21 protein-coding genes and 1 tRNA gene are annotated in these 23,704 nt (G+C 46.4%); 9 read left to right on the forward strand and 13 right to left on the reverse strand.

The window, feature by feature from the left end:
* Positions 1–30: 30 nt before the first annotated feature.
* The gene (glmS, locus tag FIV04_RS01890; protein WP_152468119.1) at positions 31–1,863 is read left to right on the forward strand and encodes a glutamine--fructose-6-phosphate transaminase (isomerizing); all 1,833 of its coding nucleotides are present in this window, start codon (positions 31–33) and stop codon (positions 1,861–1,863) included.
* A 75-nt stretch (positions 1,864–1,938) separates the two neighbouring features.
* On the opposite strand, the gene FIV04_RS01895 is transcribed toward glmS, so the two are convergent.
* From FIV04_RS01895 to rpsU, 7 genes are all read right to left on the reverse strand, one after another.
* Positions 1,939–3,015, reverse strand: a complete 1,077-nt coding sequence (locus tag FIV04_RS01895) for a TRAP transporter substrate-binding protein (RefSeq protein ID WP_152468120.1) — start codon at positions 3,013–3,015, stop codon at positions 1,939–1,941.
* Positions 3,016–3,325: 310 nt separating this feature from the next.
* On the reverse strand, positions 3,326–4,594 hold the full coding sequence (locus tag FIV04_RS01900; protein ID WP_152468121.1) for an O-acetylhomoserine aminocarboxypropyltransferase/cysteine synthase family protein: 1,269 nt from the start codon (positions 4,592–4,594) through the stop codon (positions 3,326–3,328).
* 246 nt (positions 4,595–4,840) lie between these two features.
* Positions 4,841–4,916, reverse strand: a tRNA-Ile gene (locus FIV04_RS01905).
* A 162-nt stretch (positions 4,917–5,078) separates the two neighbouring features.
* Positions 5,079–6,929 carry an RNA polymerase sigma factor RpoD gene (gene rpoD, locus FIV04_RS01910; RefSeq protein ID WP_150870836.1) on the reverse strand — a complete coding sequence of 617 codons (1,851 nt, stop codon included), beginning with the start codon at positions 6,927–6,929 and terminating at the stop codon, positions 5,079–5,081.
* 100 nt (positions 6,930–7,029) lie between these two features.
* Positions 7,030–8,781 carry a DNA primase gene (dnaG, locus tag FIV04_RS01915; protein WP_152468122.1) on the reverse strand — a complete coding sequence of 584 codons (1,752 nt, stop codon included), beginning with the start codon at positions 8,779–8,781 and terminating at the stop codon, positions 7,030–7,032.
* Between the two features lie 118 nt (positions 8,782–8,899).
* Positions 8,900–9,343 (reverse strand): GatB/YqeY domain-containing protein, encoded by a 444-nt coding sequence (locus FIV04_RS01920; RefSeq protein WP_152468123.1) that lies wholly within the window; start codon positions 9,341–9,343, stop codon positions 8,900–8,902.
* A gap of 25 nt (positions 9,344–9,368) precedes the next feature.
* Positions 9,369–9,584, reverse strand: a complete 216-nt coding sequence (rpsU, locus tag FIV04_RS01925; protein ID WP_001145625.1) for a 30S ribosomal protein S21 — start codon at positions 9,582–9,584, stop codon at positions 9,369–9,371.
* A gap of 229 nt (positions 9,585–9,813) precedes the next feature.
* On the opposite strand from rpsU, the gene tsaD reads away from it, so the two are divergent.
* Together tsaD and FIV04_RS01935 are read left to right on the forward strand one after the other, a co-directional pair.
* Positions 9,814–10,833, forward strand: a complete 1,020-nt coding sequence (gene tsaD, locus FIV04_RS01930; RefSeq protein WP_032553071.1) for a tRNA (adenosine(37)-N6)-threonylcarbamoyltransferase complex transferase subunit TsaD — start codon at positions 9,814–9,816, stop codon at positions 10,831–10,833.
* Between the two features lie 64 nt (positions 10,834–10,897).
* Positions 10,898–11,716 (forward strand): alpha/beta fold hydrolase, encoded by an 819-nt coding sequence (locus tag FIV04_RS01935; RefSeq protein ID WP_152468124.1) that lies wholly within the window; start codon positions 10,898–10,900, stop codon positions 11,714–11,716.
* A gap of 46 nt (positions 11,717–11,762) precedes the next feature.
* Here FIV04_RS01935 and plsY read toward each other — a convergent pair whose 3' ends face one another.
* Entirely contained in the window at positions 11,763–12,359 is a 597-nt protein-coding gene (plsY, locus tag FIV04_RS01940; protein WP_032553074.1) for a glycerol-3-phosphate 1-O-acyltransferase PlsY, read from the reverse strand.
* Between the two features lie 122 nt (positions 12,360–12,481).
* Between plsY and folB the strand changes: the two genes are divergently transcribed.
* From folB to FIV04_RS01955, 3 genes are read left to right on the forward strand one after another with little or no spacing between them, the layout of a single operon-like run.
* Positions 12,482–12,841, forward strand: a complete 360-nt coding sequence (folB, locus tag FIV04_RS01945; protein WP_032553075.1) for a dihydroneopterin aldolase — start codon at positions 12,482–12,484, stop codon at positions 12,839–12,841.
* Positions 12,838–13,320 (forward strand): 2-amino-4-hydroxy-6-hydroxymethyldihydropteridine diphosphokinase, encoded by a 483-nt coding sequence (gene folK / locus FIV04_RS01950; RefSeq protein ID WP_032553076.1) that lies wholly within the window; start codon positions 12,838–12,840, stop codon positions 13,318–13,320. Before folB ends, folK begins: the two co-directional genes overlap by 4 nt.
* Before the next feature lie 16 nt (positions 13,321–13,336).
* Entirely contained in the window at positions 13,337–14,140 is an 804-nt protein-coding gene (locus tag FIV04_RS01955) for an undecaprenyl-diphosphate phosphatase (protein WP_032553077.1), read from the forward strand.
* A gap of 84 nt (positions 14,141–14,224) precedes the next feature.
* Here FIV04_RS01955 and FIV04_RS01960 read toward each other — a convergent pair whose 3' ends face one another.
* Positions 14,225–15,532, reverse strand: coding sequence for a multifunctional CCA addition/repair protein (locus FIV04_RS01960; protein ID WP_152468125.1), 1,308 nt, complete (start codon positions 15,530–15,532; stop codon positions 14,225–14,227).
* Between the two features lie 36 nt (positions 15,533–15,568).
* On the opposite strand from FIV04_RS01960, the gene FIV04_RS01965 reads away from it, so the two are divergent.
* Positions 15,569–17,221 (forward strand): ExeA family protein, encoded by a 1,653-nt coding sequence (locus tag FIV04_RS01965; RefSeq protein WP_152468126.1) that lies wholly within the window; start codon positions 15,569–15,571, stop codon positions 17,219–17,221.
* On the forward strand, positions 17,221–18,141 hold the full coding sequence (locus tag FIV04_RS01970) for a general secretion pathway protein GspB (protein WP_152468127.1): 921 nt from the start codon (positions 17,221–17,223) through the stop codon (positions 18,139–18,141). Before FIV04_RS01965 ends, FIV04_RS01970 begins: the two co-directional genes overlap by 1 nt.
* A 70-nt stretch (positions 18,142–18,211) precedes the next feature.
* Here FIV04_RS01970 and FIV04_RS01975 read toward each other — a convergent pair whose 3' ends face one another.
* The 3 genes from FIV04_RS01975 to FIV04_RS01985 form a co-directional block, all read right to left on the reverse strand.
* Positions 18,212–18,823 carry a TIGR04211 family SH3 domain-containing protein gene (locus FIV04_RS01975; protein ID WP_152468128.1) on the reverse strand — a complete coding sequence of 204 codons (612 nt, stop codon included), beginning with the start codon at positions 18,821–18,823 and terminating at the stop codon, positions 18,212–18,214.
* Between the two features lie 203 nt (positions 18,824–19,026).
* Entirely contained in the window at positions 19,027–20,289 is a 1,263-nt protein-coding gene (locus tag FIV04_RS01980) for an inorganic phosphate transporter (RefSeq protein WP_150870845.1), read from the reverse strand.
* Between the two features lie 129 nt (positions 20,290–20,418).
* Positions 20,419–21,099: a TIGR00153 family protein gene (locus FIV04_RS01985; protein ID WP_032553084.1), complete on the reverse strand. Its 681-nt coding sequence runs from the start codon at positions 21,097–21,099 to the stop codon at positions 20,419–20,421.
* Positions 21,100–21,307: 208 nt separating this feature from the next.
* Here FIV04_RS01985 and FIV04_RS01990 point away from each other — a divergent pair, with 208 nt between their 5' ends.
* Positions 21,308–22,825: an inorganic triphosphatase gene (locus FIV04_RS01990; protein ID WP_152468129.1), complete on the forward strand. Its 1,518-nt coding sequence runs from the start codon at positions 21,308–21,310 to the stop codon at positions 22,823–22,825.
* 38 nt (positions 22,826–22,863) lie between these two features.
* Here FIV04_RS01990 and FIV04_RS01995 read toward each other — a convergent pair whose 3' ends face one another.
* Positions 22,864–23,610 carry a potassium channel family protein gene (locus tag FIV04_RS01995; protein WP_152468130.1) on the reverse strand — a complete coding sequence of 249 codons (747 nt, stop codon included), beginning with the start codon at positions 23,608–23,610 and terminating at the stop codon, positions 22,864–22,866.
* Between the last annotated feature and the right edge of the window lie 94 nt (positions 23,611–23,704).

Consider the following 23,704-nt stretch of genomic DNA (forward strand, 5'->3'; position numbering starts at 1 on the left):
GAATAACCAAAAAATTGATGGAGTAACATTATGTGTGGAATTGTTGGTGCAGTAGCACAACGTGACGTAGCAGAAATTCTAGTAGAGGGCCTACGCCGTCTTGAATACCGTGGTTACGACTCTGCAGGTGTCGCGGTTGTGGATAGCGAATCCAACCTAACTCGTGTACGTCGTCTAGGTAAAGTACAAGAGTTGGCTGACGCAGTTGAAGCGCAACAGGTAATCGGTGGTACAGGTATCGCTCATACACGTTGGGCGACTCACGGTGAACCTTCTGAAGCGAACGCGCACCCACACATGTCTGGTGACATTGCAGTTGTTCACAACGGCATCATCGAAAACCACGAAGAGCTACGCACGCTTCTTCAAGGTCGTGGTTATGAGTTCACGTCTCAAACAGATACTGAAGTAATTGCTCACCTAGTTGAGTGGGAACTGCGCACTTCTGAGACGCTAGTTGAAGCTCTACAAAAAACAGCGAAGCAACTAGATGGTGCTTACGGCACAGTAGCCGTTGATCGTAAAGATCCTTCACGTATTGTTGTTGCTCGTTCTGGTAGCCCAATCGTAATCGGCTTTGGTGTTGGCGAAAACTTCCTAGCATCTGACCAACTAGCACTACTTAGCGTGACACGTCGCTTTATGTACCTAGAAGAAGGCGATGTAGCTGAAGTAACTCGTCGTGAAGTTAACGTATTTGACGCAAGCGGTGAGCCTGTTGAGCGTGAAGTCGTTGAATCTAACGCAGAGCACGATGCAGGTGACAAAGGCAAATACCGCCACTTCATGCAGAAAGAGATCTTTGAGCAGCCAACTGCACTGATCAACACAATGGAAGGTCGTATTTCAGATACAGCTGTTATCACCAATGCAATCGGTGTTAAAGCTGAAGAGATCCTGAGCAAAGTAGAGCACGTTCAGATTATTGCATGTGGTACGTCTTACAACTCAGGTATGGCGGCGCGTTACTGGTTTGAGTCTCTAGCGGGCGTAAGCTGTGACGTAGAGATCGCATCTGAGTTCCGTTACCGTGATTTCGTCGTTCGTCCAAACAGCCTACTTATGACGCTTTCTCAATCTGGTGAGACGGCAGATACGCTAGCAGCACTTCGCCTTGCGAAAGAGAAAGGCTACATGTCAGCAATGACTATCTGTAACGTAGCGGGTTCTTCACTGGTTCGTGAATCTGATTTTGCGTTCATGACTCGTGCAGGTACAGAGATCGGTGTAGCTTCAACAAAAGCATTTACTACGCAGCTTGCAGCAATGCTAATGATGGTAACGTCAATTGGTCGTCTACAAGGTCGTATCGATGAAGCGAAAGAGACTGAAATCGTTCAAGCACTTCACCAGCTGCCTACAGACATAGAGAAAGCACTGGCATTTGATAAAGAGATTGAAGCACTAGCGACTGACTTTGCAGACAAGCACCACACACTATTCCTAGGTCGTGGTGAGTACTACCCAATCGCGATGGAAGCGTCTCTAAAACTGAAAGAGATCTCTTACATCCACGCTGAAGCATACGCTGCAGGTGAGCTTAAGCACGGCCCTCTGGCTCTGATTGATGCAGACATGCCTGTAGTGGTTATTGCACCAAGCAACGACCTGCTAGAGAAGCTGAAGTCGAACGTAGAAGAAGTACGTGCACGTGGCGGCCTGCTGTATGTATTCGCGGATGAAGCAGCTGGCTTTGAAAGCGATGAGAACATGAAGATCATCAAGATGCCTCACGTGAGCGAAGTAACTGCACCTATCTACTACACGGTTCCAATGCAGCTACTGTCTTACCACGTAGCGCTAATCAAAGGTACGGACGTTGACCAACCTCGTAACCTAGCGAAAGCGGTAACGGTAGAGTAAGTTAACTTACCCCAGTAAATAGACGAAAGCCCATCATGATGATGGGCTTTTTTGTTTTTCAGTATTGAGCCTGTGTTACTCGTGGTTGAGGTAGGCCTTGGTTGAGATGTTGGTCCACGCTCGAACTTTCTTTGCGTAGTCAGCTTGAGAGTCGATGATTTTCTTCGCTAACGGATCTTTCGCGGCTTGCTCAGCAAGAAGCTCATCTGTGGCAGCTCGCATGGTTTGTAGCACCTCTGGCGGGAAGTCACGAACCTTAATGTCTGGATAGTCAGATTGCATGGTTGCCCAGCTGCTAGCATTGGCATCAAGCGCTTGGGTATACATATCGAAGGCTGCCACTCGGAAAGAGGTTTCTAGAATGAGCTGAAGGTCTTTTGGTAGCTTATCCCAAGTCTTTTTGTTCACTAAGAACTGAGTCTCTGATCCCGGTTCATGCCAAGCTGTGTAGTAGTAAGGTGCAATCTTTTGAAAGCCCATACGCAGGTCAAAGGCAGGGCCAACCCATTCGAGCGCATCAATCGTGCCACGCTCTAGAGAAGTGTAGAGTTCACCCGGTGCAATATTGGTTGGCTTCGCACCAACCTTAGCGAACACTTCGCCAGCAAAGCCTGGAATGCGCATCTTCAAGCCTTTAAGGTCCTCGATTGAGTTGATCTCTTTCTTAAACCAGCCACCCATCTGAATATCGGAGTTACCACCAGGGAACGACAGTAGATTGTGTGGCGCGTACACCTCTTGCATCAGCTCCATGCCACCGCCTTGGTAAAACCATGCGTACTGCTCAGTAGTCATCATGCCAAATGGCATTGAAGAGAAGTAGAGCGTGTTTGGTACCTTACCTTTCCAGTAGTAAGAGCTTGAGTGGCCTAAATCGTATTGCCCCGACTTCACCATATCGAACACCCCAAGCGGCGCTTTGTGCTTATTGGCTGAGTCGATGCGGATCTGCAGTCGACCGTTAGACATTTCATTAGCTAGCTTAGCCATGTTCTTGCTGGCGTCACCGAGGATTGGGGTATTCGGTCCCCATGTTTCTGCGAGTTTTAAGCGATATACTTTTTCTGCGGCATGTGCGGAGAGTGAAACGGTTGCGAGCAGCACCACTGAGGCTGCTTTGATTAGGGGGAGAATTTTGTTTCGAGTCGTCATGAGGTTCCCATTATCGGCTGTCATTATTATAGGTTTAACTTAGATTCCCGAGTTATCTCGGCAAGGTCAATCAAGCTGATGTGATGATAAGTGAGCGGTGGCAGTCGTTTCGTTCAAGTTTAAGTTAGGTATGAAGATGTTTGGGGGAGATATGTCTCTCTTATGCAGAAAGATATTCTGATAGAAGGTGGGAAGTAGGGAAGATATCGTTATTGCTTAATTGATATGCTAATCACAGAACGATAGCCTCAACAAATAAGCCAGCACATACATGCTGGCCTATGGTGTTGTTTGCTATAGAAACGTAGTGTTAAGCGTTTAATGCTTGTTCTAGGTCGGCAAGAATATCGTCGATATGCTCGATACCAATAGATAGACGAATCATCTCTGGAGATACACCTGCTAGCTTCTGTTCTGGCTCACTTAACTGACGGTGAGTGGTTGAAGCTGGGTGGCATGCTAGCGACTTAGCATCACCAATATTCACCAGGCGCTTAAAGATCTGCAGCGCGTCATAGAAGCGAACGCCAGCTTCATAGCCATCCTTGAGGCCGAAAGACAAAATAGCGGAAGGTTTGCCCTGCATGTATTTCTCTGCCAATGGGTAGAACTCTGAGTCTGGCAAGCCTGCATAACTTACCCAGCTCACTTTGTCATGCTGCTTGAGGTACTCAGCAACCTTGAGGGCATTTTCAGTGTGACGTTCCATACGCAGTGATAAGGTCTCTAAGCCTTGCATCAGCATAAAGGAATTCATTGGTGAAAGTGCTGAACCTGTATTGCGCAGCGGTACTGTACGCGCTCGGCCGATAAAGGCAGCTTCACCAAAGGCTTCGGTGTATACCACGCCATGGTAAGACGGCTCGGGTTGGTTGAATACTGGGAAGCGATCTTTATGCTCCGCCCAAGGGAACTTACCTGAATCGACAATCACACCACCTAGCGTGGTACCGTGGCCGCCAACGTATTTCGTTAATGAATGAACAACAATGTCCGCGCCAAAATCGATAGGCTTGCATAGCACTGGAGTTGCTACTGTGTTGTCGACGATGACAGGAACACCTTGGGCGTGGGCAAGCTCGGCGACACGCTCTAGATCGATGATATTACCAGCAGGGTTACCAATACTTTCACAGTAAACCGCCTTGGTGTTCTCATCGATGAGCTCAGCTAAGCTTTCAGGTTTGTCGTCTTTGGCAAAGCGTACTTCAATGCCTTGGTTTGGCAGCATGTGTGCAAACAGGGTGTAAGTGCCACCGTATAGCTGAGGGGTAGAAACAATGTTGTCGCCCATTTGCGCCAAAGTCTGAATTGCGTAGTTGATCGCAGCACTACCCGCACTCACCACTAAGCCTGCAATACCACCTTCAAGCGCTGCCATTCGTTTTTCCAACACATCATTGGTTGGATTCATGATGCGGGTGTAGATGTTACCTGGAACTTCGAGATTAAAGAGGTCCGCGCCGTGCTGAGCATCATCGAACTCGTAAGCCACCGTTTGATAAATAGGTGTAGCGACAGATTTGGTTGTCGGGTCAGTCTCGTAGCCAAAGTGGATCGAGAGAGTTTCGTCTTTCATGTGTCTTCCCTGAACAGTTGATTGAATAGTGACCTTTCATAGTGCCGGCTTTTCAAACAAAAAAACGCAAATCAAGTCACAGGTAAGTGATTGAATACACCGTGTTGTGAAGAAGTATTGAGGAAACTGACTCAAAGGTGCTGCAAATTAGAAGGTGCAACAGTTGGGGCAAGGGATAGAAAAAATTGTGCAGTCCAGAAAAGCAAAAAGCCAGAGCAGCATGAACTGTTCTGGCTTTTCTAAATTTGGTGGCCCCTCCCAGATTTGAACTGGGGACCGAACGATTATGAGTCGTGCGCTCTAACCACTGAGCTAAGGGGCCGTAGGGCAATGATTATAGGGGATGCAATGGGTGGTGTCTAGCCACTAAAGGGGGCAATTGCGCTTAGTTCTTAGCCACTTAAATCATATAGATACAAAAAAGGTGAGCTAAAGCTCACCTTTCTTCTTATATGCTTAAAAGCTAGCCAAATCTCGTGAGAGATTACTCGTCTAGGAAACTACGTAGAGTTTCAGAACGACTTGGGTGACGCAGCTTACGTAGCGCTTTTGCTTCGATCTGACGGATACGTTCACGAGTTACGTCGAACTGCTTACCAACCTCTTCTAGAGTGTGGTCAGTGTTCATGTCGATACCGAAACGCATGCGTAGTACTTTCGCTTCACGAGGCGTTAGGCCAGCTAGAACGTCTTTCGTAGCACCACGTAGGCTTGTTGCCGTAGCAGAATCTAGCGGTAGCTCTAGAGTCGTATCCTCGATGAAATCACCTAGATGCGAATCTTCGTCGTCACCAATTGGTGTCTCCATTGAGATAGGCTCTTTAGCGATCTTCAGTACTTTACGGATCTTGTCTTCCGGCATTTGCATGCGCTCAGCCAACTCTTCCGGTAGCGGCTCACGACCCATCTCTTGCAGCATTTGACGAGAGATACGGTTTAGTTTGTTGATCGTTTCGATCATGTGAACCGGAATACGGATAGTACGAGCTTGGTCGGCAATCGAACGAGTGATAGCTTGACGGATCCACCATGTAGCATAAGTAGAGAACTTGTAACCACGACGGTATTCGAACTTATCTACCGCTTTCATCAGACCGATGTTACCTTCTTGGATTAGATCCAGGAATTGTAGACCACGGTTGGTGTACTTCTTAGCAATCGAGATTACTAGACGTAAGTTCGCTTCAACCATCTCTTTTTTCGCACGGCGAGCTTTCGCTTCACCGATAGACATGCGACGGCTGATGTCTTTAATGCTTTGTACTGTTAGTGATGTCTCTTTCTCGATCATATCCAGTTTCTGGATAGAGCGGCGGATTTCACTTTCGTTACGTTTGATCTTCTCTGCATATGGCTTGTCTGAAGCAAGTACTTCATCTAACCATGCTTCGCTAGATTCATTGCCTGTGAATAGGGCAATGAAAGATTTCTTCGGCATTTTGCCGTACTCAACCGTTTGGCGCATGATTAGGCGCTCTTGAGTACGTACACGATCCATTGAAGTGCGAAGTTCATTAACTAGGTAATCGAACTGTTTTGGCGTTAGGCGGAACTCTTTGAACACGTCTTGCATCATAGTTGTTGCAAGAACAGCTTTCGGGCTCTCTGCGCCGTATTCGTTGATCGCTAGCTGACGATTTTGGAAGCTTGTGCGAAGTGCAGTGAATTTCTCAAGAGCAAGCTCAGGGTCGATACCTGTATCTTCTTCTTCCTCTTCGGTGTCATCTTCGTCATCTACGTCTTCAGCATCTTCATCGTCAAGATCAGATTCTGCCAGCTCAGAACCGATATGCGTCGCTGTTGGTGCTGCCGTACCATCATCATCTGGGTCAACGAAACCGCTGATCAGATCGGTAAGGCGCAGCTCTTCAGCTTGAACTTTGTCAAACTGCTCTAAGATGTATGGGATAGTGCCAGGGTATTCAGCAACAGAAAGCTGAACTTGGTTGATACCATCTTCGATACGCTTGGCAATATCGATTTCGCCTTCACGAGTCAGTAGCTCAACAGTACCCATCTCACGCATGTACATACGTACTGGGTCAGTTGTACGGCCGATCTCGTTTTCTACGCTTGAAAGCGCAGCTGCTGCCGCTTCGGCTGCATCTTCATCTGTGATGGTATCGTCATCATTTAGGGCTAGATCATCGGCATCAGGTGCGGTTTCTACAACCTTGATACCCATGTCGTTAATCATCTGAATGATGTCTTCTACCTGTTCAGAATCAACAATTTCTGCAGGTAGGTGGTCGTTTACTTCGGCGTAGGTCAGATAGCCTTGTTCCTTGCCTTTAATAACAAGTAATTTTAGCTGTGACTGCGGATTTTGATCCATAGATGATATCCAACTTCAGGTCTGGTGAAGGACGTTGCATTTTTTAGATGCAAACCATAAATGTTAACAAATTTTATCAATGCTGACTAATCAATCAGGGTTACGCTTTTAAATCTAGCATCAAGGCTAGCAGCTCCCTTTTTTCTTCGGCTGATAAACCGACACTTCTTGCTTTGGCCTGCAGGTTTTCAATTTGCTTTTCTACGCACTGGGCAAGAATATTGTCCAATGAGTCTAAGAATATATCTTCTTGATTGTCATCATCGAGGGGGATTTCCCAGCTCGCGAGACGAGACAGAAGTGCCTCATGTTTACTGTGTCGCCAGTGCTCTAATAACTGGCCGGTGTTGATATGGGGGTTAGTATGGCATTTATCAAGTACCTCAACGAATAAACTTAAACCAGGTAGTGGTAAGTCTCGAACACTCGATAAATCCGGTACCATATCAGCATAGCTCGGATTTTGTAGAAGCAAAGCGATCACTTCTCGCATAGGGGTGCGTTTAAGCTCTTTATGCGGTTGCGGACTAGAGCTCTTGTTATGAACTCTAGCTCGTCTTAGCTGATTATCAAACCCAGTGCGTTCATCCAGTAACTTTTCGAGCAGTTCTTGGAAGTAGCTATCAGGAATTTTATTGATCAGTGCACTGGCATGGGCTCTCAACGCCGATTTACCTTCAGTTGTTCCAAGGTTTAATTGATGAATCTCAATCAAGTTGTCGAACAAGTAAGTAGAAAGTGGCGTTGCGTTTTGAACCAGTTGTTCAAAGGCCTCTTTGCCGTGCTGTCTAATATAGCTGTCTGGGTCCTCGCCATCTGGCAAGAACAGAAACTTCAGGGTATTTCCGGTCTTTAAATACTCGAGAGCATTTTCCAGTGCGCGCCAAGCGGCTTCTTTACCCGCTCTGTCACCATCATAACAACACACAACCGTGTGGGTTTGACGGAACAACATCTGGATATGATCACCGGTTGTCGAAGTGCCCAACGAGGCGACGGAATAATCTACGCCATATTGTGCTAGTGCGACAACATCCATGTAACCTTCAACCACCAAGACTTGAGGTGGCTCACGGTAAGCCTGTAAGACTTCGTAAAGACCGTATAGCTCTTTGCCTTTATGGAAGATCGGAGTCTCAGGTGAGTTGAGGTACTTTGGTGTGCCGTCTTCAAGAACACGGCCGCCAAAACCAATCACTCGACCACGACGATCGCGAATCGGGAACATGATGCGCCCACGAAAACGGTCGTATCGGTTACCTTTCTCGTTTTCGATTAACATGCCGCCCGTGACCAGCATGTCCTGCGCTTCTTTTTGTTGACCGAAATTCTTACGAACTAAATCCCACTCATCGGCGACGTAACCAATCCCAAACTTCTGTACGATTTCGCCCGACAGACCTCGATTCTTGAGGTAATCAATCGCCGGCTTGCTCGCTGATAGCTTGAGTTGTGAGCGGTAAAATTGGCTAATACCCCCCATCAAGTCATATAGATTACGCTTTTGCTCCGTGTTGGCACGCGGCTGAGTTGAAATGGCACCGCTGCGCTGCTCTCGAGGGACTTCTAAGCCAAGAAAGCTCGCAAGCTCTTCAATGGCTTCAACAAATTCGAGGCGTTCGAATTCCATGATGAAGTCGATAGCGTTGCCGTGAACGCCGCAACCAAAACAGTGATAGAACTGCTTTTCTTGGCTTACGCTAAAAGAGGGAGTTTTTTCGTTGTGAAACGGACAACAAGCACTGTAGTTTTTGCCCTTTTTCTTAAGTTTTACGCGTGCGTCAATAATGTCGACGATATCGAGACGCGCGAGGAGGTCATCAATGAAACTACGTGGGATAATTCCAGCCATAAAACCTTAGAAAAATGCACTAACTGAGAGTGATGATAATATAGTTTGAATAGGTAGCAGATACAAACAAGCCGTGCGTTCCATAGGATTGCACGGCTTGTTGCAATTTGATTTGGGATTAAGCGAGTTTAGAACGAACTAAACCACTAACTTTACCCATATCTGCACGCCCTTGAATTTGTGGTTTCAAGATAGCCATTACTTTACCCATGTCTTGCATGCCCGCAGGTTGAGCTTCTGCAATTGCGCTATCTAGTAGTGCAATCACTTCTTCTTCAGTAAGCGGTTGAGGCATAAAGCCTTCAAGTACAGCAATTTCTGCTTGTTCCACGTCAGCAAGATCTTGACGACCAGCCGATTCATATTGAGCAACAGAATCGCGACGCTGTTTAACCATCTTAACTAGAACAGCAAGGATGTCGTCGTCGCTCAGAGTAATCTGTTCGTCAACTTCACGTTGCTTAATAGCTGAAAGAGCTAAACGGATAGTGCCAAGGCGCGGTTTGTCCTTGGCTTTCATCGCTAATTTTTGCTCTTCTTTGAGTTGTTCAATAAGAGCCATAACTCAGTCCTTATGGATTAAGTTATTAGTACAGGCGAACGCGACGTGCGTTTTCGCGAGCTAGCTTCTTAGCGTGACGCTTTTGAGCTGCTGCTTTAGCGCGTTTGCGAACTGTAGTTGGTTTTTCATAGTGCTCACGACGACGCACTTCAGAAAGGATACCTGCTTTTTCGCAAGAGCGCTTGAAACGACGTAGTGCAACGTCGAACGGTTCGTTTTCACGTACTTTAACTACTGGCATATGCCTTTCACCTCAGGGGTTATTCGTTAACGCTGGTAACTTAGTGAACTGAACTTAAATATTCAGTCTTAACCAGCTTGATCAAAAATGGTGCGGAATTTTAATCCGATCACAGTGGCTTTGTAAAGCACTTTGTCGATTATAGTCTGTACAATATTTGTTTGCTGAGCTTAGGCAGGGTAATATTGCGCTAATTTCCCATTAAAGATGAAAGCGTGCCGAGAAAATTATGCGCATTATTGGTATTGAAACCTCTTGTGATGAAACAGGAATCGCAATTTATGATGATGAGCAAGGTCTGCTTTCTCATCAACTCTACAGCCAGGTAAAACTGCATGCCGATTACGGTGGTGTTGTTCCTGAGCTGGCATCACGTGATCACGTGAAGAAAACCATCCCACTGATTAAAGCAGCTCTTAAAGAAGCAAACTTAACCTCTAAAGATATTGATGGCGTAGCTTACACAGCGGGCCCTGGTCTGGTTGGTGCGCTGCTTGTTGGTGCTACGATCGGTCGCAGTATTGCTTACGCGTGGGGGGTGCCGGCAGTGCCAGTACACCATATGGAAGGTCACCTGCTTGCTCCTATGCTAGAAGATAACCCACCACCGTTCCCATTTGTGGCGCTGTTGGTATCGGGTGGTCACACTATGATGGTTGAAGTAAAAGGTATTGGTGAATATCGCATTTTGGGTGAGTCGATTGATGACGCAGCTGGTGAAGCTTTCGATAAAACCGCTAAGCTGATGGGCTTAGATTACCCAGGCGGTCCACTGCTTTCTCGCTTGGCAGAAAAGGGCACGCCGGGTCGCTTTAAGTTCCCGCGCCCAATGACTGACCGTCCGGGTCTAGATATGAGTTTCTCAGGCCTAAAAACCTTTGCAGCTAATACCATTCGTGACAACGACGATAGCGAACAGACTCGCGCAGATATCGCATACGCATTCCAAGAGGCGGTTTGTGGCACCTTGGTAATCAAGTGTAAGCGTGCCTTGGCGGAGACAGGTATGAAACGTATAGTAATTGCTGGTGGCGTGAGTGCAAACAAGCAGTTACGAGCAGAACTTGAAGCGCTCGCGAAGAAGATTGGTGGTGAGGTTTACTACCCTCGCACTGAGTTTTGTACCGATAACGGTGCAATGATCGCTTATGCAGGTATGCAGCGTCTTAAGAACGGTGAGGTGGCTGATCTTTCTGTTCAAGCGACACCACGCTGGCCTATCGATCAGCTTGAGCCAATTGCTGAGTAATCGAATCTGAATAATTAAACGGTCGCTGAAGTAGCGGCCGTTTTTATATGACTTAGGGAAGAAAATGAACAATTTCACTATTGAAAACCAAAACATGGCGTACCTAGATGAAGGGCAAGGGCCTGTATTAGTGTTTGGTCACAGCTACCTATGGGATAGTGCAATGTGGCAACCTCAGGTAGAGGCTCTGAAATCTAAGTACCGTTGTATTGTTCCTGAGCTTTGGTCTCACGGCCAATCTGATGCAGCGCCAAGCTCAATGCGCACGCTAAAAGATTATGCTCAACATGTTTTGGCACTGTTGGATCATTTGGGTGTTGAGGAATTCTCAATTGTTGGCCTATCGGTAGGCGGCATGTGGGGGACTGAGTTGGTGGAGTTAGCGCCGTCTCGCGTGAAAACCTTAGTACTTATGGATACCTTTGTTGGCCTAGAGCCAGAAGTGGCACATGCTAAGTATTTCTCGATGCTAGATACCATCGCACAAACAAAAATGGTTCCACCACCAATTGTTGAAGCGGTTTTTCCATTGTTCTTTGCTAATCAAGCAGAGCAAAATAGCCCTGAGCTAGTGAAAGGCTTCACAGAGTTTTTATCTCAATTAAATGGTGAGCATGCAGAACAGGTCGCACGCATTGGGCGTATCGTGTTCGGACGCCGTGATATGATTGAATCGATTGAGAAGTTTGCTCTGCCAGTCCTGGTTGCCGTAGGCCAAGAAGACAAACCGCGCCCAGTATTGGAATCTTACTTAATGCATGATTGCATCGCAGGTAGCGAGCTGGCTGTGATCCCTAATGCAGGTCATATTAGCAGCTTAGAACAGCCTGAGTTTGTAAATGAGATGCTTGCGAGTTTCCTAGATAAACATCTGTTGGCGTAATTGAGTCACCAACGAAATGATGAAAAATCGGCGTAATCTATATCGATTACGCCGATTTTTTTTGTCCTAATTTTGGCTCGCTGCCGTCGAGTAATCGGCGAATGTTTTGGTGATGGCGCAGTACGATCAAGCAGCACAACATGGCAACAGGAAGTGTGTACTGTGGTTTTACCATCCATGCATAAAACGGAGTAACTAACACAGTCACAATCGCAGCCAAGGATGAGTAACGGAAGAGGAAAGCGACCAGTAGCCAAGTGCCCATAATCATACCGGTAAGGTCAAGACCAATAGGCGCGATGGCACCCAAGGCAGTCGCAACGCCCTTGCCACCCTTAAAGTGGAAGAAGATTGGGTACATGTGGCCCAAACAAGCGGCAATCGCGACAACACCCAGAATGATGGGGTCAATATCGAGGAAGTAACCAAGCCAGACAGGAATCGTCCCTTTTAGCATGTCACACAGCAATACAGAGGCTGCAGCGGCCTTGCCACCGATACGCAATACATTAGTAGCACCGGGGTTATTTGAGCCCACGGTTCTAGGATCGGGCAGACGCGCGACTCGGCATATCAAGACCGCACTTGAGATTGAACCTAATAGATAGGCTGCAATGATCATAATGAGTGCCAATGGAGTCATGTCTGTCCTTAATGGTGCGAAAATAATGCTCAATCCAAGAGTAATTGATATCATATCCTGAATTAGGCAAATAATACGTTTTTTTCCCATTTTTGGGTATCCGACCTCTAAAAGGACAACTAATGGCACTGGATAAAGTTTTCATCGAACAGTTAGAAGTAATCACAACAATTGGTGTGTATGACTGGGAACAAGAAATTAAGCAAAAGCTGGTGCTTGATATAGAGATGGCTCACGACAACCGTCCTGCAGGTAAAAGTGATGACGTGGTCGATGCTTTAGATTATTCAAAGGTGAGCACGGCGGTGCTTGAGCACATTGAAAATGGTCGCTTCCTATTGGTTGAGCGTGTTGCAGAAGAGATCGCTGAGTTGATCATGACCCAATTCTCAGTGCCATGGATCAAGATCCGTCTGGCGAAGCCGGGCGCAGTGCCTCAAGCGAAAGCTGTAGGTGTGGTCATCGAACGAGGCCAAGCATGACCATTGCTTATGTCGGGGTCGGCACCAATATCGACCGTGACAAACATGCCAAGGCCGCTTGGCTAGAGCTGCAATCTTTGGGGAGCAATCTGCGTTGCTCCTCGATTTATCACTGTGAACCGGTGGGGTTTGATAGCCATCCGTTCTATAACTTCGTGATTGAGCTCGATACTTTGTTGTCATTGACCGAATTTTCACAACAGCTGCGTAAAATTGAGTTTAAATACGGGCGCGCGAAGGATGCCCATAAGTTGCAAGACCGCAATTTAGATCTCGATATCGTGTTGTTTGGTGATGTGGTTTCTTCTCAAAAACCTCAACTTCCTCGCAGTGATATCTTTAAATATCCTTTTGTCACACAACCACTATATGACCTCTGTCCTGCTCGGGTAATCCCCCAGGATGGACGAACCGTCAGTGAAATATGGCAGAAAATGGAGCAGTTAGACTCCCTCTCTGTTGTAGATATAGAACTATAAATTTATAAGGTTAGAAATGAGTTATTTTGAAGCGTTTATTTTGGCGTTGGTGCAAGGCTTTACCGAATTTTTGCCAATCTCAAGCTCTGCACACTTGATCCTTCCTTCAGCTGTACTTGGCTGGGAAGACCAAGGTTTGGCATTTGATGTGGCGGTACACGTTGGTACATTGGCGGCAGTAGTTATCTATTTCCGCAAAGAGGTTATCTCACTACTGAATGCGTTTTTTGGTTCAGTGTTCAAAGGTGATCGAAGCAAAGAAGCGAAATTGGCTTGGATGATCATCTTAGCGACTATTCCTGCTTGTGTGTTTGGCCTGTTGATGAAAGACATCATTGAGCTTTACCTGCGTAGTGCGTGGGTTATCGCGACCACGACCATCGTGTTTGGTTTGTTGTTATGGTGGGTAGATAAGAACTCAGCACTGCGTGACGATGAGTATCAAGCGGGCTGGAAGAAGGCGCTATTCATTGGTTTGGCGCAAGCTATGGCGATGATCCCTGGTACGTCTCGCTCAGGCGCAACTATTACTGCTGCGCTGTACCTTGGCTTTACCCGTGAGGCCGCAGCACGTTTTTCTTTTCTAATGTCGATTCCTATTATCACGCTAGCGGGCGGTTACCTAGGTCTTAAGCTAGTCACTAGTGGTGATCCAATCCATGTTGGTACATTGTTGACGGGTATTGTGGTCTCTTTCATCAGCGCTTATATCTGTATTCACTTCTTCTTGAAGTTAATCTCTCGAATGGGTATGACGCCATTTGTTATCTACCGCTTGATTCTAGGTTGTGGTCTTTTTGCTTTCTTGATGATGCAATAAGCTCCAACTCAAAGTTCAAAACGCACAAAGCCCGCGGATTCAGCGGGCTTTGTTGTTCAAATCAATGATACAAGTTAGCTACTTCTAAGCGGCTGCTAGAGCGAGCTCAATAGCCTGAACACGGCGCTTCTCTTGCTCATCTCGGATCTCTTTACCTTTAAAACCATCGGCAATCACGGCTTTAACATCGACCCCTAATGCAGCTTGATACGCTGCTTCAAAGCGAGGCTTTTGTGGATAAGGATCAGACTCTAATCCTTTTCTTCCGGCATGATCTGCTTGGCAACAGAGCAAGATGTCATTGAGTCTCTCAGGTTTGCGCCACACATCAAATTTGTTGAGGATCTTTAGGAAGGTGGATGGCTTGAGCTCACCTGCACGATGGATGTTGGAGTGCTGTTCACAGACAAGCAACGCTAAATCACGAAACTCATTCGGCACACGTACTCGTTCACATAGGGATTTGATCAGCTTGAGGCCCGTATGACAGTGCATCTTATGGCTTGGCCACTCACTTGGCGGAGTAACGCCTTTACCAAGGTCATGAACTTGGGCTGCAAAACGAACGGGTAGTGAAGAGCTTAATAGTGCTGCTTGCTGAGCAACCATCAAGGTGTGAATACCAGTGTCGATCTCAGGATGCCACTTTTCAGGCTGCGGGACGCCAAATAGCGCATCCAATTCTGGGAGTACCACGGCTAGGGCACCGCATTCTCTTAAGGTTGATAAGAAGAGTTCAGGGTGTGGTGTGCTCAGTGATTTGTGCCACTCTTGCCAGACTCGTTCTGCTGTTAGATGTTCTAATTCACCAGACTCAACGATACGTTGCATCATCTCTAGTGTTTCTGGCGCAATAGTAAAGCCCAAGTGATGAAGCTTGGCGGCGAAACGAGCCACACGCAGCACGCGCAGTGGATCTTCGACAAAGGCGTCTGAGACGTGTCTTAGAACGCGGTTCTCTAGATCTTGTTGACCATGATAGGGGTCGTAGAGTGTACCTTGTTCATCTTGTGCGATAGCGTTGATGGTTAGGTCGCGACGCATGAGATCTTCTTCGAGGGTAACGTCAGGTGCAAAATAGCACTCAAAACCTGTATAGCCAGAGCCAGACTTTTTCTCAGTTCGTGCTAGTGCGTGCTCTTCTTTAGTTTTTGGGTGCAAGAAAACTGGAAACTCTTTACCAACGGCGGTAAACCCAAGTTCTTCCATCTGCTGCGGCGTACTGCCGACGACAACCCAATCTTTGTCGTAGCTTGCAATTTCCAGTAATTGGTCGCGTACTGCACCACCTACTAAATATCTGTTTAGGCTCTGGTGTATTGGTAAGCCATCGTAGTTTTGCAACTTATCACCTCGAAATCTTTTATCACTGCTGGACTTTATGGCGAGCAATGGTAATTTCCATTTATCGTAATTATAGGGCAGCCCATGTATAAGGAATATTTTGGCTTCGTAGAGATGCCATTCTCGATTGTACCAAATTCTCGCTACTTGTTTTTAAGTCAGCGTCATCAGGAAGCAATGCAGAACCTGCAAGCTGGATTGGGTGACGGTGGTGGTTTTGCCATGCTGACAGGTGAAGTGGGAACTGGTAAAACGACCGTTGCTAAGGCGATGTTGGCATCTTTGGATGATCAAACTCAAGCAGGCCTTATACTGAATCCGACATTCTCTAACATCGAGCTGCTCGAAGCGGTGTGTGATGAGTTCGAGATTGACTATCCAGAGCAAGCTTCACTTAAGCAGCTGAGTCAGGCTATTCATAGTTTCTTGTTGGACAGCCATGAGCAGGGGATTCAAACCCTGCTGGTGATTGATGAAGCACAGCATCTCGCCGCTGATGTATTGGAGCAGCTGCGCCTTCTGACTAACTTAGAGACAGACAGCCGTAAATTATTGAAAGTGCTGCTGGTGGGGCAACCCGAGCTGCAGCAACATTTGCAAACCAATCAACTTCGACAGCTAGCACAACGTATCACAGGGCGTTATCACCTGCTGCCTCTCAATGCCCAAGAGGCGGGTAAGTACATTGCGTTTAGACTGGAGACAGCTGGTGCACAGCAGATGCTGTTCTCTAATCGCGCAGTGAAATCCATCGCCCAATACACCCATGGCATACCGAGATTGATTAACCTTGTGTGTGACAAAGCCCTTCAATTGAGCTTTCATCAAGGCGAAAAAACACCATCTCAAGCTACCGTTGAGCAAGCGTGTCAGCAGATCATGTCGTTCCAAGCTGAGGTGTATCAAGCGCCGGTTAAACAGCAGTCGGCAGTTTGGCCGAAACAGGTGCAATACAGCGCGTTGAGCGTGCTAGGCTTAGGACTCGCTTGGGGGACGTTTACGTACCTACCGCAAAACATCGATAAGTGGCTTGTCAATGAACAGGTGGCGTCTGACCTTAAACCTCAAATTAAAACGGCGATGCAGGCTCCCATAGAGATTCAAGCTGAAACAACAGCTCCTCTGTTACCTGAACATATTGCTCAACAGCTCACGCAGGGCACAAGTCGAGCTTCTGCTATCCAAGACCTGTATCAGTTGTGGGGTTATCAATCTTCACTTCGAGATGGCTTATGTTTGAGTGAACCACAGAGTGTGTTTGTGTGTGTTGAAGGGCAAGCGACACTGCGTGAACTGATTCAACTCAACTCACCAGTAGTATTAAACCTGACCTTTGAGGAACAGTCTTATCATGCAGTGCTGTATGGTCTTTCTGACAAGTCGGTTGAATTATTAGTGAATCAATCTTTAGTTCAAATACCTATTTCAGCATTAGAAGCCTTGTGGCAGGGCGATTATGTTGCGATATGGAAACAACCTCTGAGAGAGACACTTAGAGAGGGGGATTCCGGAGAAGCGGTAGCGATGCTTGATCTGCTACTGTCTGAAGCATTAGGAGAAAATGTAACGGGGCAAGAGCTGTTTGATGACGAGCTAAAGCGTAAGGTCGAAGCATTTCAGATCTGGCAAGGAATGTCAGTTGATGGCATTGCGGGGAAAAGAACGCTTGCGCGTCTACAACGAATCGCTCAGTTAGATTCACCTATCCTGATGAGCATTGATGAGGAGAGAGGGTAATGTCTCGAACAATGAGCCGTTTACAAAAATCGGAAATGCCCGGGTTCCAGCAGCACCTGGTGTCGACTCAAACTCCTAAGTTGCGTTCTCATCGCGGCGCATCAATCGCGATGAGCCTATTGATCTTATTGGTACCATCATTACTTGTTGCGGGAGGCTTGCTTTATCAAGAGCGAACCTCTAAAGAGCAAGAAAGTGCAGTTGCACTAACTGAGTCAGTAAGTGTGGTCACGCCAGAGTCGATTCCTGCTCAAGAAGCCCCAGAACTCGGCGTTGAGTTGGTGGTGAGTGACATTGATTCTGAGCTGTTTAGTATTCGCCCTGCACCTCAGGCGGGTGAACTGAAAGCTTTGCCTCGTCAAATGAACGATGCATCGGTTAACGCTGAAACGGTTAACAGCGATGAGCAAGAGACACAAGTATCGAACGAACAAGACGACTCTGCATTGGCTCAGGTTGATTTCGAGAGTGAACCGCAACAATCGCCTGCTGAATCAAGCAATCCGCAAGTGAAGCAAAGCTCTAGTCTTGCAGGCAATGAAGCGATGGAAGGTGACCTGTTACAAGGACTGGATCTTACCGAGCTGTCTCCAGAGTTAGCCCTCAAGATTGAGTCGATTCTTGATAACAGTGATTCACCGCCTGAGGTGGACATTGACCAATACCGACCTCAGCCGACTGTCCAGTTGGAGTCGCATACTCAGAGCTTGAGTGGTCGTTTACCGAGCCTGAACCTGCAAACGCATATGTACTCAAGCAGTGCAGAGAGGCGCTGGGTTAAAATCAATAACAAAGAGGTGGTACAAGGGGACTGGATAACTCCTGAAGTGCAGCTAATAGAAGTGAAGCCGCAATCTATCGTGGTGGAGTTTGAAGAGCAGGCTATCGAAATTCCAGCGCTTTATGAGTGGCAAGGTTGATCGCTGCGGAGATTGAACATTAGAAAAACAAAAAGGAGCACATGAGTGCTCCTTTTTTGATTTGTTGCGATTACGCCCAACCGTTTGGTGATTTTCTCTTGCGCGGGATTAGGTGCGGAAGAATTAGACCAAACAACAGACCTAGGCCTGCTACACCGCCGCCGTACATGAAGTACTTCAGCAGTAGGTCATCTTTTTGCGTGTCTAACTTGGCGCGTAGTTCGCGGTTTTCAGTTTGAACGCTTGTCAGCTGTTGGCTGATTTCGCTGTAGTTCTGCTCTAGCTCAGAAATTTGCGAGTTGCGAGAATCAAGAGAGCTGATTAGGCCCGCTTTTTCACTATCTGCGCTTTGACGTGCGTTCGCCAGCTTAGCTTTTACTTCTGCTAGTTCTTTTTCTAGCTTAGGCATGCGCAGTGCCATGCTCTCTTGAGAAGTGACAAACTTGCTCTCAACCCAGCCTTTACGGCCACGGTTGTCTTGAATTTGGGTATAACCAGTTTGCTTATTTGCTTGTAGGAATGTGATTTTTTGACCGGCATCGACACTACCAATAATACGGTAGCTATTGTTTGGGCCAGAGTGCATATAAGTAAATAGTTTATCAGCAATATAACGGTCTTGTGCAAAAGCAGCTGGGGCTGCAAGCATTGCGAACAAAACGAAGCTAATCAGTTTTTTCACAGTAAATCCCTTAACGATTTCAATTGGGGTGGGCAATAAGTCAGCCTCAGTTAGCAGATAGTATTTAGTTTCTCGGTAGGGTGCAACAAAGAAGGGAGGCTGAGCCTCCCTTTCTGTGTATTTGAGTCAATAATGACATGAGATTTACATATCGTTACTGAAACTCACAATTTTCTGACGTGCATTCAGCCCCTGAAATAGGGTTAGCCGATAAACATACCTTGAATTGCGTAGAAGAATACAACCGCAAGCAGTGCACCTGCTGGCAATGTTACAATCCAAGAAGCAACGATGTTACGTACTACACCAAGGTTTAGAGCTGCGATACCGCGAGCGAAACCAACACCCAATACAGCACCAACAAGTGTTTGTGTTGTTGAGATTGGTAGACCAGTACCAGAAGCAAGAACTACGGTACATGCTGTTGCTAGTTGAGCTGCAAAACCACGGCTTGGTGTTAGTTCTGTAATACCAGTACCAACTGTTGCCATTACTTTATGGCCAAGTGTTGCAAGACCAACAACGATACCAAAACCACCTAGAGGTAGAATCCACCATGCGATGGTGCTCTTACCTGTGATTTCACCCATGTGTTCAACTGTTGATACAACAGCAGACAGTGGACCAATCGCGTTAGCTACGTCGTTTGAACCGTGAGCAAATGCCATCGCACACGCTGTGATAACCATAAGAACAGAGAAGATACCTTCTACGCCAGCAAAGCTGTGGTCTTCTTCGCGGTTAGCGAATTTCTTCTGGATGTATAGGTAGCCACCAATCATAACAATCGCAGAAACACCAGCAGACCAAACCCAAGCTTCAGTGTTGCTTAGGTGAAGACCAACGTGCTTTAGACCTTTCTTGATTGTTACTAGCGCGATCACCATTGTTGTGATGAACATATACACAGGAACAAAACGCTTAGCGTTGAACAGTGGGTTCTCAGTATCAAAGATCAGGCGCTGAGCACTTACGAAGATAACGTAAGCGAAGAAACCAGAGATAACAGGCGTAATGATCCAGCTACCCACGATACCTTGAACGCTGCCCCAATCGACCGCTTCAGTACCAACAGACACACAAGCGAAACCGATGATAGCACCGATGATTGAGTGCGTTGTTGAAACAGGCCAGCCCATGTAAGAAGCAAGTAGTAGCCATGTACCAGCAGCAAGTAGTGCTGACATCATGCCGAATACAAGTACGTCAGGTTGGTGTGCAAATAGAGATGTCTCGATAACACCTTTACGGATAGTATCGGTAACTTCACCGCCAGCAAGATAAGCACCAGCAAATTCAAAGATCATTGCGATAATGATCGCTTGTTTAACGGTTAGAGCTTTTGAGCCTACTGAAGTGCCCATTGCGTTCGCAACGTCATTCGCACCAATACCAATAGCCATCAAGAAACCGAAAGCTGCTGCAATAAGAATCAGGACAGTGCCGTAGTTAGCAAGGATATCCATCGTAATACCTAGTTGTTTGATAACAAGCGGAGCAAATTTAGACGCAAAAAACCGCTCAGCGAGAGAAATACTCAACGCATAAGTGGTTTTGGTTAAAAAGTGCTCTTCGTTATATAGTTAACGTTTGATTTAAGATCGAGAAAGCATTACTTCAAGACGAGCGCCAACACGCTGCGCTTGGTCTGCAATACCACCGACCCATTCAAGAATCTTGTATAAGAACATGATGTCGACAGGGTTTAGATCTGCTTCAATTGCCATTAGTTGTTGGCGTAGCTCGATCTGCATCGCGTCTGTATCATCTTCGATTACATCTAATTGATGAATCATCTCAGCAACGAGTGTTACTTCACGGCCTTTAAAGCCAGTCTCAAGTAATTCATCTAGTTCATTGATTACGTTTTGTGCTTGGTTCGCTGCATCTAGGCAACGTTTAACGTAAGCGATGAAATTCTCTTGTAGAGGAGCAGGAATGACAAGCTGACGACCGTAAACGCGGCCAGCGATGTCTTTCGCTAGGTTTGCAAGTTTGTCTTGTTGAGTTAATAGCTCCAACATATCGGTGCGATCAACCGGCATAAACAAACCGCGAGGAAGTTTAAGGCGGATTTCACGTTTTAGTACGTCTGCTTCTTTTTCAAGATGAGAAATCTGCGCACGAATTTCAGCTGCCTTTTCCCAGTCACCTTTTGAAGATACTTCAAAGAAGTTAACTAGGTGAGAACAACATTCGTTCACACACACAACGTGACGTTGCAAAGGTTTAATTGGGGACTTTGCAAATAACCCCATAATTGTATTTACTGGCATGGTTGTCCAACCTAATAAATAATAACCTTAAAAAAAACATACACCATGTTCGTGGTGAAATGTTAAGCGATGGCTATAAAGTCGCGCATGTTAACCTAATCAATCTCTCATTAAAACTGTTTTAGATCATCATATGAGCGATATTTCTGACTTGCCGAGTTCTAAAATTGGCAATATCCTGTTCCTATCTTCCCAGAAAGGTATAACTATGGAAACCGAGATAGAACTGAAGTTTTTTGTTTCTCCTGAATTTTCAGAGACTTTACGCAATAAAATTGCTGAAACGAAGGTACTTCAGCACAGTTGTCGAGAGCTAGGTAACATCTACTTTGATACGCCGGACAACTGGCTACGTGAGCACGATACTGGCTTGCGCATTCGACGCTTTGATGACGTATTTGTACAAACCGTAAAAACAGCGGGTCGTGTGGTTGCAGGTTTGCACCAGAGACCAGAGTACAATGCGGAGCACGATAGCAATCAACCGAATCTATCTCTTCACCCTGGCGATATTTGGCCAGACGGTAAGGATATCGAGATACTGCAATCTGAACTGATTCCTCTTTTTTCGACTAACTTCACTCGCGAACAATGGCTGGTGGGGATGCCTGATGGCAGTCAGATTGAGGTGGCGTTTGACCAAGGCTTTGTTGAGTCTGGTGACAAACAAGAGCCAATCTGTGAGGTTGAGTTAGAGCTTAAATCTGGACAGGCTGATGCACTATTCACACTGTCGCGACAGTTCTGTGAACAAGGCGGGATGCGTTTGGGTAATCTGAGCAAAGCAGCAAAAGGCTATCGCTTGGCGCAGGGTTATCAAGGTGATGAAGTTAAACCTTTGGCGTTGGTGGATACTGATAAGCACGACACGGTTGAATCTTGCTTTATTCAGTCACTAGAGCACGCTTTGTCTCACTGGCACTACCATGAGCAGATCTTCACTGAGCGCCAGTCAATTGAAGCACTGCATGAGATCAGCCATTCTCTGAGTTTTATCCGTCAAACCTTTACTATTTATGGTGGTATTGTCCCGCGTCGTGCGAGTGCGATCCTCCGCCAAGAGCTTAAATGGTTAGAGCAAGAACTGGAGTGGCTTAAGAGCTACGACCATCTAGAAGATTTGCTAGAAGATAAAGGCCACGTTTTACGTAAGCTAGATGCTCGTAAGTTCTTGGTGGCTGAACTTAAAGAGATGCAAGAGCAGCTTCCAGATCGTGAAGAACTACTCACTCTTTTGAGCTCTGCGCGTTATACAGGTTTGCTGCTTGATTTGAGCCGTTGGATCCTATCGCGCGGTTGGCAGCCATTCCTTGATGAGAAAGCGCGTGAACAAATGGCTCGTGGCATTGAGTGGTTCTCGGTTAAGCAATTAGATCGCACTTGGGCTGAGTTAATGGAAGCTTTCCCGCCTGAACGTGTCATGACCAGCCAAGCTTACATCGATCAGCAGTACCGCCTAATGCGCAACCTATACTCAGGTGTTGGGTTTGCCAGCCTATACGATGCTGATGAACGTAATAGCTTCCGTCTACCGTGGGCAGATATGATCCAGGGTATTGATGACCTGTTGATGCTAAGAACACTAGCACCACTAACTGATAAGTTAGAAGGGGATGAAAAGGATCAACTGGAGCGTTGGTTGGCTCGCCAAGAGGTATCTATCCTGCATGCTATGGAGCAGACGCGTCAGATCAGCGTTGAAGTTGAGCCATATTGGCAAGACTAATAAAAACCAAATAGAACATGAAAATAGGGCATTGCGCCCTATTTTTTTATCTGATGTTCTAGCTTATCTAACCGTTCAAGGAGCTGTTGTTGTTCCAGAATAAGGTCGAGTTTTTTGTCTTTGTTTTCCAGCTTCTGATTCTGTAAATCGGTTGGCTCTGTAATTAGTGAAGTCACTAAGCCCGAGATCATACCGAATACACCCACACCACAAATGATCACCAAAGAGGCAACCAGTTTTCCTGAGTTTGTCACAGGGTAGTGATCGCCATAGCCCACGGTACTAATCGTCACAAACGCCCACCACAGTGCATCGTGGCCAGTGGTAATGTTCGCCCCTGGCTGTTTATGCTCAAGCAGCAGAATCGTGCCAGCACCAATGGTGAGCAACAGCACTAGCAATAAAATGATGGAGGCGAGTGTGGTTTCTTTGCGATTGCGAAACAGCTCTCTAAAAATACGTTTGCTTGAGCGTAAAACCAGAATAACCCGTAATATCTGAAAGATACGTGCGAAGCGTAGTGGTTCTATCATCGGGATACTGGCAAGGAAATCTACCCAGTGAACTTTTAAGTATGAGGTTTTGTTTTCCGCTCGAAACAGATCAATAGTGAGCTGCAGAAGAAAAACACTACAGATTATAAAATCGAGGCCGATAAGAACTTGTTTAGATTCGCTATCGATAGGTGCGAACAATAAGCCAGAGATCACAAATAACGCTAAGAAAGAGAGAATCAGTGATAATAAGCTCATTGGCTTGGGTGTGTCTTTGGTACTATCTAACATTCATACGAAGCTCGAAATAAATCGCAATCTTTAGCAAATCGTTGCTATTGCGCGGATATGGAAGCGTCCAATATATAAGACTTAATGGAGAACT

It is taken from the genome of Vibrio sp. THAF190c, from assembly GCF_009363355.1.
Classification (GTDB): domain Bacteria; phylum Pseudomonadota; class Gammaproteobacteria; order Enterobacterales; family Vibrionaceae; genus Vibrio; species Vibrio fortis_A.

Bases quoted from the DNA above. Each gene is read 5' to 3' on its own strand.
- glmS (WP_152468119.1), top strand. From the start codon at position 31: ATGTGTGGAATTGTTGGTGCAGTAGCACAACGTGACGTAGCAGAAATT.
- FIV04_RS01895 (WP_152468120.1), bottom strand. From the start codon at position 3,015: ATGACGACTCGAAACAAAATTCTCCCCCTAATCAAAGCAGCCTCAGTG.
- FIV04_RS01900 (WP_152468121.1), bottom strand. From the start codon at position 4,594: ATGAAAGACGAAACTCTCTCGATCCACTTTGGCTACGAGACTGACCCG.
- rpoD (WP_150870836.1), bottom strand. From the start codon at position 6,929: ATGGATCAAAATCCGCAGTCACAGCTAAAATTACTTGTTATTAAAGGC.
- dnaG (WP_152468122.1), bottom strand. From the start codon at position 8,781: ATGGCTGGAATTATCCCACGTAGTTTCATTGATGACCTCCTCGCGCGT.
- FIV04_RS01920 (WP_152468123.1), bottom strand. From the start codon at position 9,343: ATGGCTCTTATTGAACAACTCAAAGAAGAGCAAAAATTAGCGATGAAA.
- rpsU (WP_001145625.1), bottom strand. From the start codon at position 9,584: ATGCCAGTAGTTAAAGTACGTGAAAACGAACCGTTCGACGTTGCACTA.
- tsaD (WP_032553071.1), top strand. From the start codon at position 9,814: ATGCGCATTATTGGTATTGAAACCTCTTGTGATGAAACAGGAATCGCA.
- FIV04_RS01935 (WP_152468124.1), top strand. From the start codon at position 10,898: ATGAACAATTTCACTATTGAAAACCAAAACATGGCGTACCTAGATGAA.
- plsY (WP_032553074.1), bottom strand. From the start codon at position 12,359: ATGACTCCATTGGCACTCATTATGATCATTGCAGCCTATCTATTAGGT.
- folB (WP_032553075.1), top strand. From the start codon at position 12,482: ATGGCACTGGATAAAGTTTTCATCGAACAGTTAGAAGTAATCACAACA.
- folK (WP_032553076.1), top strand. From the start codon at position 12,838: ATGACCATTGCTTATGTCGGGGTCGGCACCAATATCGACCGTGACAAA.
- FIV04_RS01955 (WP_032553077.1), top strand. From the start codon at position 13,337: ATGAGTTATTTTGAAGCGTTTATTTTGGCGTTGGTGCAAGGCTTTACC.
- FIV04_RS01965 (WP_152468126.1), top strand. From the start codon at position 15,569: ATGTATAAGGAATATTTTGGCTTCGTAGAGATGCCATTCTCGATTGTA.
- FIV04_RS01970 (WP_152468127.1), top strand. From the start codon at position 17,221: ATGTCTCGAACAATGAGCCGTTTACAAAAATCGGAAATGCCCGGGTTC.
- FIV04_RS01980 (WP_150870845.1), bottom strand. From the start codon at position 20,289: ATGGATATCCTTGCTAACTACGGCACTGTCCTGATTCTTATTGCAGCA.
- FIV04_RS01985 (WP_032553084.1), bottom strand. From the start codon at position 21,099: ATGCCAGTAAATACAATTATGGGGTTATTTGCAAAGTCCCCAATTAAA.
- FIV04_RS01990 (WP_152468129.1), top strand. From the start codon at position 21,308: ATGGAAACCGAGATAGAACTGAAGTTTTTTGTTTCTCCTGAATTTTCA.
- FIV04_RS01995 (WP_152468130.1), bottom strand. From the start codon at position 23,610: ATGTTAGATAGTACCAAAGACACACCCAAGCCAATGAGCTTATTATCA.